This is a genomic window from Arsenophonus endosymbiont of Bemisia tabaci Q2, assembly GCF_902713415.1.
Taxonomy (GTDB): Bacteria; Pseudomonadota; Gammaproteobacteria; order Enterobacterales; family Enterobacteriaceae; genus Arsenophonus.
In genome coordinates this window covers 1-13,109 of the sequence record NZ_CACTIE010000139.1, presented here as the reverse complement: position 1 = coordinate 13,109, position 13,109 = coordinate 1, and the positions used below count along the sequence as shown (strand labels likewise).

The following is a 13,109-nucleotide window of genomic DNA, read 5'->3' as shown; positions in this document are numbered from 1 at the left end:
AGTGTAATCATGATGGATAATGCAACTTTTCACAAGAAACAGAGTATTCAACAAGTCATCATCGATGCGGGGCATATGGTGGAATATTTGCCTACCTATATTCGCCAGATCTTAATCCAATTGAACATAAATAGGCACAAGCTAAATCCAAAAAAGAGCGCTCGGATGCAACACAGATATTTTTGTTCGCACTCAATATGGTGTAATCAAAATTAAGTTGCTTAGCTATAGCATTATCAGCAAATTGCAATAACATATAGAATTAAACGGAGAGAATCTAATGAGCCCATTGAAAGCCGGTGATAAGGCCCCCCAATTTAGCCTTCCTGACCAAGATGGCGAAATAATCAATTTATCTGATTATCTTGGTCAACTAATTTTGATTTATTTTTATCCTAAAGCAATGACTCCTGGCTGTACAATACAAGCTTGTGGATTACGTGACGAAATGGATAAATTAAAACAAATGGGTGTTGAAGTTTTTGGTATAAGTACTGATAAAGCAGAAAAGTTATTACGTTTCACTGAAAAAGAGATGCTAAATTTTACATTACTATCGGATCATAAGCATGAGGTAGCGGAAAAATTCGGTGTATGGGGAGCAAAGCAATTTATGGGGAAAACGTTTGATGGCATTCATCGCATCAGTTTTCTGATTAATGCAAAAGGTGAGATTGAACATGTGTTTGATAAATTTAAAACTAGTGATCATCACCAAATTGTACTGAATTATCTTAATACTCATCCGTGATTTAAATTGATTGTTAATTGCCCCTGCCTGTTTTGGTGGCAATTAACAATTAAAAAATTATTTTTCAGTTACGAGATTATCTTCCGGCCACACATGCATAACGGCTTTAATTAAAGTTGCCAATGGAATGGCAAAAAATACCCCCCAAAAACCCCAAAGCCCACCAAATACTAGGACAGATAAAATAATAACTAACGGATGCAAATTAACCGCTTCAGAGAATAAAATGGGCACCAATAAATTGCCATCAAACCCTTGAACAATTAAATAAGCGATTAGTAAAGTCCAAAAGTCAGGTCCAATACCCCATTGAAACAGAGCAACTAAAACTACTGGGATAGTAACCACCACCGCACCAATATAGGGGATCAAGACAGAAATACCGACTAGTACTGACAAAAATAGCGAGTAGCGCAAACCTAAAAAAGCAAAGGCGATATAAGTACAGATACCAACAATAACCATTTCAATAACTTTACCACGGATATAGTTAGTGATCTGTTGGTTCATTTCCTGCCAAACTTGTCCGACCAATAACTGATCACGGGGTAAAATACGTTGTAAACCACGTATTATTTTAGTCTTATCTTTCAGTAGAAAAAATACCATTAGTGGTACTAAAACCAGATATATTGCTATGGTAATAATACCAATAAGCGAAGCAACAGAATACTTAACCACAGATTCACCTAAAGTCGATAAGCGACCGCGTAAATTATCCGCTATCATATCAATAATACCGACATCAACTAAAGCGGGATAGCGTTCAGGCAATGCTTTGGCATATTCATTAAAGCTATTTACCATTGAAGGTAAATCAAATAATAAATTCATGCCTTGCTGCCAGACAATGGGCACAATAATTAAAAAAACCATGGCACTAATACCCATAAATATTGTCAGTACAATGGACGCCGCCATCAGCCTTGATAAGCCTAATTTACCCAGTTGTGGGGTTGGCCATTCAAGTAAATAAGCCAACACGATAGCAACTAATAAAGGAGCTAAAATATCATGAAAAAAGAATATGATACAAAAACCGATAATCAGGCTGATAAACAATGCAACGACCTGAGGATCTGAAAATCTTCGACGATACCATTGCAAAAACATCTCCAGCATATATTCACTCCTGAATGTGGTAAATTAGTCTTTTAATCCACGAAATTATACCAATTGACAGATTATCCAGTAAGCTTTGCTATCATAAAAAATATCATTTAACAATATATAGCTAAGCGTCTTAATTTTGATTACAAAATATATGTTTTTCTCCAATATAAATTTACTGATATAGAGTAATTACTTGTAATCATTTTAAAGTCGCCCAACTATAATTAGCGGTTGCTTCCCCTTCAATTGTTGGATTGGTCGCCAGGATCACTTCTGATACCATCTTAGTCGCCAGTTTACCGGCTAAGCTTTCCACAGGCCGATATCCTTAGGTCCAACACCATCTAATAGCGACAAATGCCCCATTAAAAAAAAATAACGCCCGGCAAACTACCCTGTTTGTTCAATTGCATAAATATCAGCCGGACTTTCAACTACACATGGCCAGTTTGTTGACGCCTCGGATTAGTACAAATAGAACAGTGATCTTTTTCAGTAAATGTTCGACAACCCTGACAATGGCCAATTTCCGACATTGCAAGTGTTAATGCCTGAGGGAATTGCATGCCACCACTGCGATTGCGTTGCAGAAGATGGAAAATCATACGTTGCGCTGATTTGGTCCTACAGCAGATAAACAGCGTAGCGCTTCCATTAAAGATTCAAGAAGGGGGCTCGTTTACATCAAAATGGCATCTTAAAGCCTGGAAGTAATTACATCCCATTAGATACATTGGCCATTTTTTCTTTTTGGGCTTCTTCTATACGACGCGCAGCATCATTAAATGCAGCAGCAATAAGATCCTCTAACATATCTTTGCCATCTGCCATTAAACTAGGATCAATTTCAATCCGACGACAATTATGCGCGCCATTAATGGTTACTTTAACAAGATCTGCACCCGATTTTCCGGTAACCTCCATGTTAGCAATCTCTTCTTGAACTTTTTGCATCTTTTCTTGCATTTCCTGAGCCTGTTTCATCAGGTTACCCAGCTCACTTTTACCAAACATAATATTCTCTCTTTCTGATTTGTTACAAAATAGATTTTAACATTGCAACATTATACTTAAAGGTATGCATTCGGCTACACCGGCCGAATACTTTCTTCATCTAACTGCGCATCAAACAGCGTGCGCAAAGTCTGAATCGTTTTATCCACTATAATAGATTGACGGGCCTGTGCTAGCTTCTCTTCATAAATTACCTGCCGCCATTCCAAAGGTGTCTTGACAGCTGAATTATCATCTTCAATGATAACCAGTTTTATCGGCTTACCATATAACTTACTCAAGGCTTTTGTTAATGTTTTATGCGCCGGTTCAGTATTCAAATGCCGTTGCGTTGAGCGTAAATGTAAACAAATTTCCGTTTCACTTAACGCTTCCTTATAAGCATTTAACGCAAGTTGTTCTATCAATTTTGGCATTTTTAACTGACAAATTTCTGCCGACCAGTGGTCACGTTTTCGAGCTTCAAGCGCAATTTTATTGGCAAATTCCGGCGTTCTTTCATATTCCAATGCTTGTTTAATATTGCCAGGCGTGGTTACTCGCTCTACTTTTTGTTCAGAAACATTTTGCGGGCGCCATTGATAAGATTTACTCTTTTGATTTTTTTTATTTTTATTAGCTGTTTTAGGCTGATTTAAAACAGAGACCTGATGCTGTGCCGAAACGGTAGCTAACCTTTCTAACGCCGACATCGCTAGTGGCGTTTTTGTCTTCGGTGATGCTGTTTCAAACTTTTTTAACGGCGTTTTCTCCTGCGCTTTATTTAGCGATGCTTTTGCTTGCAATAATTGCAATGTAGGCGTACTAATTAACTTTTTATCCGATGAGCCTGTGGCTTTATTGATGATTTTTTTTTTATCTTTTAAGTTAACAGAAATATCGACATGATTATCAATATCATTGGCTATAGTAGTTGTTTCAAAGAGACTTGGTGATGACAACAATGGAATTTCAATATCATTAACAGACTTAGGATGAAATGCTAATGCACGTAACAATGTCATCTCAACTCCCATCCGCCTTTCTGGCGCATAGGGAAGCTCTTTACGTCCAACTAACAAAGTTTGATAATAGAGCTGTAAATCCGTTGGCGTAATCAAGCGCGCAAGTAAACGTAGACGCTCATCTATAGGAGATGCAGTATCTTGCATCTCCACAGGTAAAAGCTGGATCATCGCAATACGATGAATTAATGATAACATTTCAATCAATACGCTTTCCCAGTCACCGCCTCGCAAAGCAATATCTTCTACTAAAGCCATCATTTTTGAACCATCAGCATGCACAATCGCTTCAATAATAGCTAGCGGCTGTTCATCATCTAATATGCCTAGCATTTGGCTAACTGAATCTGCCGATACTTGCCCTTGCCCCATAGCAATAGCTTGATCGGTTAAACTTAATGCATCACGTAAACTACCTTCGGCAGCTCTAGCGATTAATTGGCGGGCACGTTTATCACTCGATATTTGCTCAGCTGCTAAAATACGTTCAAGTTGACTGCTTATTTGGTCAATATCAAGTGATCTTAAATGAAATTGCAGGCAACGTGATAAAACCGTTATCGGTAATTTCTGTGGATCTGTCGTTGCTAATAGAAATTTCACATGTTCTGGTGGTTCTTCCAGCGTCTTGAGTAAAGCATTAAAGCTATGACGAGATAGCATATGAACTTCGTCGATTAAGTACACTTTAAATCGACCGCGTGCCGCTGCATACTGAACATTATCTAGTAGCTCGCGGGTATCCTCAACTTTAGTGCGCGAAGCGGCATCAATTTCAATCAAATCAACAAATCGCCCATCCGCTATCTCTAGGCAGTTAGCACATTTACCACAAGGGTTTTGACTTATCCCTACCTCACAGTTAAACCCTTTCGCAAACAGCCGCGCAATGGTCGTTTTGCCAACTCCACGTGTACCAGAAAATAAGTAAGCATGATGGAGCCGCTGCTGATGCAAACCATTTTCCAGCGCGGTCAAAACATGTTGTTGCCCAACAACATCGGTAAATGTTTGTGGGCGCCATTTACGGGCAAGTACTTGGTAGCTCATGATTCCTATTAGACATTAAGTATACAGATTCGCCAACCTATCGCTGTTCGCTAGTCAGCACATTTTGCTAGAAAATTTTGCGCATTAACTGCCTGGGAATTCAACAAAATTAAAACAATTGAACCCTTGCTTTTTTAAACGCTCGATACCACCCAAGTCAGGCAAACAGATAATAAATGCCGCTTCATTAACTTTACCACCAAGCTGCCGAATCAAGCGTACTGTTGCTTCAATCGTTCCACTTCTAGCGAGTAAATTATCAACAACTAAAACATTGTCTTTGGCTAAAATACTATCTTGATGGATCTTTAGTGCATCCATACCATATTCTAGCTCATATTTTTGTCGTAATGTGGCGCGCGGCAACTTTCCTTCTTTATGTATTGGTACAAATCCTACACCTAAACGCAAAGCAACCGGCGCCCCAAATAAAAATCCTCTCGCTTCAGTGCCAACAATTTTAGTAATACTTTTATTTTTATAATGCTCAACGAGTAGATCAATCGTGGCCTGATAAGCGTCAGGATTATCCAATAAGGTTGTAATATCACGAAACAATACACCTGGTATTAGATAATCAGGAATTCTTTCAATACTATCTTTTATAAATTGTATTTTTTTTCATTAACCATCATAATTATCATCATAGATAAAATAATCAAATGCTACAATCTATGAAAACTATTATAAAAATGCAATAACTAGCTTACCAATATGCGCATTTTTACTGTAAGAAGTCAAATCGCAATTACATATTTTATTATTATGGCTTAATATATGAAAACACAAAAGTTGCTAAACGCGCTTGAAGAGCAAATTGAAGCATTGCCAGAAAAAATAAAATCAATTGCACACTCTTCTTTTATAACATTACGTTTTGATCAAAAATTATTTCATCGAAAAAGCCATCAATTAAGCGAATGCTTATTTGAAATTAAGCAACATTTTAATCAATTAAAACATGCGGTTATTACGTCACGTTCAGAACAGGTTACTTTTTTGACAGAAAAAATCATTACCCAAATTGGTGCTATAACGCGAGAATCTGCAACCCAAACTTTAAGAGAACAAGAAAGTCAACATAACCAAAAAGAAAAAACCATAGATCTTTACGAGCGTTTAGTTCAACACGAAGATTATCAATGTCGCCTAATCGCCATGATAAATGATCGAGAGCAAAAATTAGATAAACAGCAGTCATACGTTGCTTGCCAGAAGCTGCAACAAGAAATAGCTGCATTAACTGGAAGATTAGTGAGATGCCGTCAGGCTCTTTCACTCATAGAAAGGACAATTGAACGCTATGAAAATCAAAGTATTGAATAAAAAATAATATAGGTGATATTTAATGAATCTAGAGAATGCTTCAATAGAAATCCAAGTTGCCATTGATTTAATTTGTATTCTAGAAATTAATCAAATAGAACCCACTACCGCACTCAAAGCACTTGATATTGTAAAAAAAGATTATGAGAATAAAGAAGCTATTTTATTACTTTCCAATGCAACTAAAAAGCGTTGATAAAAATAATTCAATGATTATTCCGCAACATTATCTCCATTATTTTTATCCTGCTGTTTCGATCGCTTTTCATCACCTAGCGTACGCTCAACTTCTTGCACAGAATCACCTTTGCTATTATGAAGGTGAACTTCTAACTGATTAAAAGCAATATTGATATTTTCTTCTCGACATAAGCGATCAATCAGTCGATTAACTTCGTCCAAGGTTGTGCTTCTATCCGCTATCTGGCGAACATAAAAACGTAATTCATGATTAAGAGTACTGTCGCCAAAATCAGTAAAAAAGACTAATGGCGCAGGATCTGACATTATCTTATTATTACTTTGCGCTGCCTGTAATAAAATCGCCTTCACTTTATCAAGATCAGAACCATAAGCAACGCCTAGCTTGATAATAATACGGGTAATAGTATCTGTTAACGACCAATTTATTAAACGTTCAGTCACAAATGCTTTGTTGGGAATAATGACTTCTTTGCGATCAAAATCAGTTATGGTGGTTGCTCGAATACGAATTTTACTCACTGTACCTGAAAAATTACCAATCGTGACGGTATCACCAATTCTGACCGGCCGTTCAAACAGAATAATAATACCCGAAACAAAGTTAGCAAAAATTTCTTGTAGACCAAAACCTAAACCAAATGTTAATGCTGCCGCTAGCCACTGTAACTTATTCCAGGTAACACCTAACATTGCTAATACAATAATTGTACCAATACCGATGATAATATAGGTCAGCATCGTGGTGATCGCATAACTTGATCCTTGTCGCAGCTTAAGCCGGGACAATACTAAAACCTCTAACAAACCTGGTAGATTTCGTGTCATCACTAAAGCGACAATAAAAATAATAATCGCCAAAATTAAATCAGCGAGGGTAACTGCTTGTAAAGTATGACCAGCCTCATTTTGTACATTCGTATGCCAAAGTTGAATACCATCTAAAAATGAGAAAATAGTAATGAAATCTGACCAAATCCAATAAAAAGCGACGATAAAGATCAAAAACAGTACCATACTGCTTAAACGTAGAGATTGTTGACTAATCAATTCAATTGACATTGGTGGTTCGGTGATCGGTTCATTTTCTTGTTCTTCTCGCGTCATATTATGACGACGCTCTAACGCCCTTTTATAGGCAAGCTTGCGCGCTGCAATCGATAATCCACGAATACAGCTATGGTAAATAATATACCAAAGGAGTAATAAATAGAGACTATCAATCCAACGACTTGAAAGCCGAAGAGTAGTGTAATAATAACCAACCATCATTAAACCAATTAGCACTAATGGAGAAAAAGCCAGTATGGTAATAACAATCGTGCGAGTTAAATGCCCACCTTTTAGTTGCCAGATCCGACGGCAAAACGGCAAAGTAAATAGAAAAACTAAAAACAGGAATATTAGAACAATCAATTGTCCAATGACATCATCCGCCAACCGCAAAGGATACATGACGCCATAACTTGACCAATAAATCAACACAATCAACGGCAGCATCAAATTTATCAAATGTTGGCGTAACCAGGTATTCTCTTTTTTAGCAATTAAAAAATGATTTTCTGCAATACTATCAGGCTTAAGAATATTAATACACCAACTAAATAAAACCCAAAATAAAGCCAATTGCAGGGCAAAACTCCAAATAAAATCACCATGAGGATTACCTGTTTTTAAAAACCAGTAACCGATAACGAGTACAATAAAAGCACCAGGAAACGTCATCATTAGAGTTAAAATTAACGCTACAGGGGTATGTAATTGACTATCTTTTTTGAAGACTCTAACTTCCTCATTGATTTCTTTTAAACGCTGTTTAAACTTGCGATTCATCCAAAAAAAGAACAGACAAGCCAACAAAAGAGGAATCGTGACAACAGAAGAGTTAATTAACCCTTTAACTATGCTAACTAATGGTAATTTAAAATTAAAAGTAGTGATTTCAGCTTTCGCCGCATCAGGAAAAGAAGTTAGCCATGTCAGATCAATCGGCTTATTACTATTCACCCAAAAAATTTGCTGAGCTAATGTCTGTTCTAAAGAATCAATGACACCCAGTAATTGTTGTTGATCTAACTGTAAATTAATCGCCTGAGAAATATGATTACCCAGTTGAATATTTAACTGATCTAAAAGGTCACGGCGTATATCAATCAGTGACTCCAAAGCGCGCCAGACTTCCTTCGAAAGTATCATGGTCTTAGTCTTATCTACCATTGAATCATTTATTGTATCAGCCAACTTATTAATATAATTAGAAGACTGATATAACTTATCACGCTCTTGGTTAATATCAAACTGTTCCAGTCGTAAATCAGCAATTAAGGTGGGTAGATTTTTTGTCAATATATTCGGTGGCAAATTAATCTGTTTTTGAAAAAGGATGCGTGAAAGTAATAGACTTCCTCGTAAAACAGTAATTTGCTCTTTTAAATTACTCTCTACTTGTATGGCTCTTTCTAGCCAAGATTTAATCCTTATTCCTTTTTGTACTAATTGGTTACTATCTTGAGTTACTGAGATCAAACGTTCACTCAGTGCTTTATTAATCGCTTTTTCATGTTTAATTACCGGATATTCTTCCACTTCCTGACTATTTATCGTTGAGCGTTGCGCTTCTTTAGCGGTTTCTTCAGAATAATTTAAGCGTTTATTATTAATAGTAGCCTGAATATATTGTATATCACTTTGAATTAATTCAAGATAAGTTGCTGTATAATCACGTTGTTTCTGTAGCACATCCTGTAATTGAGTATTAGCTTGTAATGCGTGTTGTTGAAATTTATTTTGCTGCTGCAGGTATAATTGTTTCACTTGTAATAATACTTGCAAAGAAGGCCGAATATCGTCATTGGAAGAAAAATCATTATTTAGTTGGTAACGAATATCTTGTAGCCGCCGAGTATTTTCTAGCATTATATTCATTGCTCGCTCTGGCTGGGTTTGTAATGCAACTAAGTTGTTATTAATATTGGCTAGATTTTCCTGCTGGTTTTGTAATATTTCTAATTTATTTTTTAACTGGTTCTCTAGTTGCGATAACGATAAATGCTGATATTTAGTTTTAGTCTGCTCACTTTGTTGTTGCTCACGTTTAATTCTAGCTAAATTATCAAGTGCATATCGCGCTTCTCTTGGCGCTTGCATCACTCTTTTTTGCATTAATTCAGCTTGTTTTTCTAATCCAGCTAATTCATCATAAAATTGGATGGCTTTTTTGTAGTCAGATAAAGCTAGCGTTTCATGCGCAGTTAAATTGCTACGATTACTTAAGGCATTTAATTGGTTTTGAATAGTTTGCCTTGAGGTCATATTAGTTAAGGTGGCACTCTCAATTAACGTAGCATTAAAAAGAAAGAATAAACCACAAGATAAGGACAAGAAAGAAACTAACCACTGGCAACATGTTCTGCTTTGCAACCTTCGACTAAATGAAAACATAGTAGTATCCACTAAGTTAGATTAAAAATAAAAAAACAGTTAAAATCTTTCCTTAGGATTTCTTTCCTTGCCTCAAATATTATTATATCTAAAAAGTTAAAACTTTATTGGCTACTAATGTCCACTGAGCTAACTCTACCAAAGTGCCGATGCTGACCCCTTTAATTAACGTTAATTTACTGATACCTCGTGCATCAGTACAAGTCTTACATAATTTTATTTCCACTTGCTGCGCAATCAAAATTTCTAACATCTGTTTTAAATTATAACCATCAATTGGCTTTTGATTATCAAGACCTGCAACAACCGCATCAGACATTAAAAAAAACTTTCATTGCAGTTGTCGCTGCCTGTTCCTTAACTGCAATCGGGAAACCTAGCGCATTAAAAAGATTTTCATCACCATAAGCGGCACCATTAGCAATAATCAAAAACAGGTTTTTTTCTGACATCGAATTCTCCGTAATTATGTAATAAAACATTTCAATTGTTTTTTATTAATGGACTGTATTTCATCATATCAATCATTGTATCCACATAACGAATTGCATTTTCTTTGATACTAAAACTATCTGGTACACATAACCAATTTTAAAAGAGGCCACTAATCGCTGCACGTATCATAATTGCTGCGCACTGGGCATCGATATTGACAGGCAACTTTTTTCCACGCAGGCACTTAACAGAGTGCCTAGTCGTTGATGGTTAGTCATATAAATTTCACGCCGTAATTCAGCAAACTGTGCCATTTCACCTATCAATTCACATTTATGAAAAAATCTCAGTTAGCTCCCTGTTTTTAGTATCGTCAAAAAAGTAAATAAAATATAATGTAATAATTTTCTCAATACAAAAAGTGGATCATTGGGGTATTTTAACTGATACTTTTTCTGAGTTTCAGCTATTTGTTCATCAGTAAATTTACAAGCTTCAGAGAAAAGATCGACTTTATTTTTAAAATGCCAATAAATAGCACCACGAGTTACACCTGCAACCTCTGGTATACTGGACAATGAGGTAGATGAAACACCATACTTAGAAAATGTTCTAATTGCTGCATCAATTATTTCTTGGCGAGTTATTTTCGCTTGTTGCTTAGTTTTTCGTGCCATTTTAACTTACTTTCTTCTTATTGAAGTAAATTTACATACATTCATGTATGTTTGTGAAATAGAATAGGAGACTTATAACATAATAATTCAGTAGGTTTCAGATTTGAAATTGATATTTGAATATTGAGGTTTATTTATGCAAAAAACAGAGGGGTCTTACCTCTGATAATATTACTACTCTTAAGCTGTTTGATCTTGACAGCATGTGGCGATAATTTCCAGCAAGGTAATATTGCACCTCCAACACCTGAAGTTGGTGTCGTAACATTGGAAGTAAAAAGCCCCATTGGCAGTTACAATTGAACTGCCTGGCCGTACTAACGCTTTTCGTATTACCGAGGCAAGACCTCAAGTAGAGGGTATTATATTAAAAAGAAATCATAAAGAAGGTAGTGATGTTGAAACTGGGGTTTCTTTATATCAAATAGACCCTGCAACCTATAAAGCAAATTATGACAGCGCAAAAGCTAATTTAGCAAAAGCCAATGCAGAAATTACTCGTTTAACTGTAAGCCTTTATAAGCCTCTATTAGGAACAAATTACATCAGTAAACAACAGTATGATACTGCAAACGCTAATTATGCTCAGGCATTAGCTTCTCTTAAAGCTGCTGAGGCGGCAGTTGAAACCGCGCGTATCAATCTTGATTATACCAAAATAGCTGCGCCTATTTCAGGCCGTTCCAGTAAATCCAGCTTCACAGAAGGTGCATTAGTCACGACCGGGCAAACTACTGCGCTAACAACCATTCAATAGTTAAACCCTATCTATATTGATGTTACCCAATCCAGGGACGATTATCTGCGTTTAAAAAATGAGATTGGTAGCGGCAATTTATCTAAAGAATCACAGCAAGCACCTGTTAGTTTAAAAATGAATAATGGTGAAGTTTATGCACAAAAAAGTGTTCTTCAATTTTCCGATGTAACCGTTGATGAAAGTACGGGTTCTATCACAATGCGGGCTATTTTCCCAAATCCAGAAAAACAATTACTGCCTGATATGTTTGTTCGTGCTGTTTTAGAAGAAGGCGTGAAAAATGCGCTCTTAGTGCCACAACAAGGTGTAAGTCGCACATCTCGTGGTGAAGTCCAAGTGATGATTGTTATAGCTAAGCGTCTTAATTTTGATTACAAAATATATGTTTTTCTCCAATATAAATTTACTGATATAGAGTAATGACTTGTAATCATTTTAAAGTCGCCCAGCTATAATACCAATGATGAAGTCGAAACTCGTACGGTAATTACTGCGCAAGCAATTGGTAATCAATGGCTAATAACTAAAGGACTAAAAGGTGGAGAGCGTGTCATTGTTATTGGGCTACAAAAAGTCAAGCCTGGCATGAAAGTGTTAGCTAAAGAGACATCATTAACTCCAAATACAACAGAAAAATAAATTTTTTCCGAAAAAGTCTTAAATTAAGGGAGTCCATAATTAATGCCTCAGTTTTTTATAGAACGGCCAATTATTCGCGTGGTAATAGCTATTATTAGCATGCTTGCTTGGTCTATTGGCAATTCATGCTTGCTTGGTCTATTGGCAATTATAGATGGGCGACTTTAAAATGATTACAAGTCATTACTCTATATCAGTAAATTTATATTGGAGAAAAACATATATTTTGTAATCAAAATTAAGACGCTTAGCTATATCAAATTACCGGTGGCGCAATATCCAACCATTGAACCACCTGCTATATCGGTTTCAGGAACCTATCCTGGAGCTGACGCCAACACTGTACAAAATACCGTTACTCAGGTTCTCGAACAGAATATGAATGAGATTGATAATCTGGTTTATATGTCGTCAACCAGTGATGCAATGGGTAACATATTTCTGACACTTACCTTTGAAGCTGGAACAGATCCCGATATTGCACAATTACAAGTACAAAATAAATTACAATTGGCCATGCCATTACTGCCCCAAGAAGTACAGCAGAAAGGCATCCATGTTAATAAATCTACCGATTCTTTCTTGACGGTAGTCGCTTTTATAGCTAAGCGACTGAATTTTGATTACACCATATTGAGTGCGAACAAAATATCTGTGTCGCATCCGAGCGCTCTTTTTTTACATTTAGCTTGTGCCCA

12 protein-coding genes and 5 pseudogenes are annotated in these 13,109 nt (G+C 36.3%); 7 read left to right on the top strand and 10 right to left on the bottom strand.

Annotation, left to right across the window (positions count from 1 at the left end):
• Positions 1-216: pseudogene (locus ARSQ2_RS11975) on the top strand (hypothetical protein); the annotation flags it as partial.
• Between the two features lie 64 nt (positions 217-280).
• Positions 281-751, top strand: a complete 471-nt coding sequence (gene bcp, locus ARSQ2_RS07780) for a thioredoxin-dependent thiol peroxidase (RefSeq protein ID WP_181994941.1) — start codon at positions 281-283, stop codon at positions 749-751.
• A 57-nt stretch (positions 752-808) separates the two neighbouring features.
• On the opposite strand, the gene ARSQ2_RS07775 is transcribed toward bcp, so the two are convergent.
• The 5 genes and pseudogenes from ARSQ2_RS07775 to apt all read right to left on the bottom strand — a co-directional run bounded on the left by ARSQ2_RS07775 (position 809) and on the right by apt (position 5,547).
• On the bottom strand, positions 809-1,873 hold the full coding sequence (locus ARSQ2_RS07775; protein WP_181994940.1) for an AI-2E family transporter: 1,065 nt from the start codon (positions 1,871-1,873) through the stop codon (positions 809-811).
• 211 nt (positions 1,874-2,084) lie between these two features.
• Positions 2,085-2,519: pseudogene (gene recR / locus ARSQ2_RS07770) on the bottom strand (recombination mediator RecR); the annotation flags it as partial.
• 59 nt (positions 2,520-2,578) lie between these two features.
• On the bottom strand, positions 2,579-2,878 hold the full coding sequence (locus tag ARSQ2_RS07765) for a YbaB/EbfC family nucleoid-associated protein (RefSeq protein ID WP_181994939.1): 300 nt from the start codon (positions 2,876-2,878) through the stop codon (positions 2,579-2,581).
• 74 nt (positions 2,879-2,952) lie between these two features.
• Positions 2,953-4,932: a DNA polymerase III subunit gamma/tau gene (gene dnaX, locus ARSQ2_RS07760; RefSeq protein ID WP_181994938.1), complete on the bottom strand. Its 1,980-nt coding sequence runs from the start codon at positions 4,930-4,932 to the stop codon at positions 2,953-2,955.
• A gap of 84 nt (positions 4,933-5,016) precedes the next feature.
• Positions 5,017-5,547, bottom strand: a complete 531-nt coding sequence (gene apt, locus ARSQ2_RS07755; protein ID WP_181994943.1) for an adenine phosphoribosyltransferase — start codon at positions 5,545-5,547, stop codon at positions 5,017-5,019.
• 162 nt (positions 5,548-5,709) lie between these two features.
• Here apt and priC point away from each other — a divergent pair, with 162 nt between their 5' ends.
• Positions 5,710-6,258 carry a primosomal replication protein PriC gene (priC, locus tag ARSQ2_RS07750; protein ID WP_181994937.1) on the top strand — a complete coding sequence of 183 codons (549 nt, stop codon included), beginning with the start codon at positions 5,710-5,712 and terminating at the stop codon, positions 6,256-6,258.
• Positions 6,259-6,280: 22 nt separating this feature from the next.
• Positions 6,281-6,454, top strand: coding sequence for a DUF2496 domain-containing protein (locus ARSQ2_RS07745; RefSeq protein ID WP_181994936.1), 174 nt, complete (start codon positions 6,281-6,283; stop codon positions 6,452-6,454).
• A gap of 17 nt (positions 6,455-6,471) precedes the next feature.
• Here ARSQ2_RS07745 and mscK read toward each other — a convergent pair whose 3' ends face one another.
• The 5 genes and pseudogenes from mscK to ARSQ2_RS14285 form a co-directional block, all read right to left on the bottom strand.
• The gene (gene mscK / locus ARSQ2_RS07740) at positions 6,472-9,900 is read right to left on the bottom strand and encodes a mechanosensitive channel MscK (protein ID WP_181994935.1); all 3,429 of its coding nucleotides are present in this window, start codon (positions 9,898-9,900) and stop codon (positions 6,472-6,474) included.
• 88 nt (positions 9,901-9,988) lie between these two features.
• A pseudogene (locus ARSQ2_RS07735) lies at positions 9,989-10,352 on the bottom strand (DsrE/DsrF/TusD sulfur relay family protein).
• Positions 10,353-10,383: 31 nt separating this feature from the next.
• The gene (locus ARSQ2_RS14860; RefSeq protein ID WP_420837753.1) at positions 10,384-10,461 is read right to left on the bottom strand and encodes a hypothetical protein; all 78 of its coding nucleotides are present in this window, start codon (positions 10,459-10,461) and stop codon (positions 10,384-10,386) included.
• A 59-nt stretch (positions 10,462-10,520) separates the two neighbouring features.
• Positions 10,521-10,649 carry a hypothetical protein gene (locus tag ARSQ2_RS14855; protein ID WP_420837752.1) on the bottom strand — a complete coding sequence of 43 codons (129 nt, stop codon included), beginning with the start codon at positions 10,647-10,649 and terminating at the stop codon, positions 10,521-10,523.
• Between the two features lie 36 nt (positions 10,650-10,685).
• A complete protein-coding gene (locus ARSQ2_RS14285; protein WP_338078272.1) occupies positions 10,686-11,012 on the bottom strand; it encodes a TetR family transcriptional regulator in 327 nt (108 codons plus the stop codon).
• Positions 11,013-11,144: 132 nt separating this feature from the next.
• Between ARSQ2_RS14285 and ARSQ2_RS07725 the strand changes: the two are divergent.
• The 3 genes and pseudogenes from ARSQ2_RS07725 to ARSQ2_RS07720 form a co-directional block, all read left to right on the top strand.
• A pseudogene (locus ARSQ2_RS07725) lies at positions 11,145-12,120 on the top strand (efflux RND transporter periplasmic adaptor subunit); the annotation flags it as partial.
• 105 nt (positions 12,121-12,225) lie between these two features.
• A pseudogene (locus tag ARSQ2_RS12915) lies at positions 12,226-12,411 on the top strand (permuted SH3 domain-containing protein); the annotation flags it as partial.
• A 192-nt stretch (positions 12,412-12,603) separates the two neighbouring features.
• Positions 12,604-13,109 (top strand): efflux RND transporter permease subunit (locus tag ARSQ2_RS07720; RefSeq protein WP_181994942.1); only part of this gene is annotated, 506 nt, incomplete at its 3' end.